Source organism: Phyllobacterium sp. P5_D12 (genome assembly GCF_054049495.1).
In genome coordinates this window covers 1-505 of record NZ_JBFUMG010001215.1, presented here as the reverse complement: position 1 = coordinate 505, position 505 = coordinate 1, and the positions used below count along the sequence as shown (strand labels likewise).

At 51.3% G+C, this 505-nt stretch carries 1 protein-coding gene; it reads right to left on the bottom strand.

What is annotated here, in order from left to right:
• Positions 1-130: 130 nt before the first annotated feature.
• A complete protein-coding gene (gene relB / locus ACXJ5O_RS29565; RefSeq protein WP_224506720.1) occupies positions 131-358 on the bottom strand; it encodes a type II toxin-antitoxin system RelB family antitoxin in 228 nt (75 codons plus the stop codon).
• Positions 359-505: the final 147 nt, after the last annotated feature.

The window sequence follows — 505 nt, the reverse complement described above, 5'->3', positions numbered from 1 at the left end:
ACCTTGAAGTGCTTTTCCAGTTTGGCGGGGATCGTCCAGATTGGCAATTCGTTGATTCAAGAATTTCCGGATTCGCCCTCGCGTTTGTGTATCAAGACTTTTGAGTGATTTTTGAACCGACCGAGTGTACTCAATCGTCCAGGCCACGCCAGAATTCCTCCGCGGTTAGAACCTGATCCTCGCCGCGATTCAAGCGCAGCGTGGCCTGTTCTGCCAGATACAAATCTTCGAGATCGTCCAAATATTCTTCGATAGCCTGACGCATGTAGAACGTGGCGGTGCGTCCGGTCTTTGCGGCCAGCGACTGAAGACGTTCATAGGTCTCGTCTGGAAGCCTGATGGCTGTTTGCTTGCTCATGGAAAATCCCGGTGGTTTACGTGTATACCATATAGAGGAAACTCGCTCTTGTCTCAAGTAGTACGCGGATCAAATCCCTCGAAAGTGATTTGGTCGACAACGGCGTCGCTGATGGCTTTTTCGGCGAAGCTTCTCACGGTCCAGGAG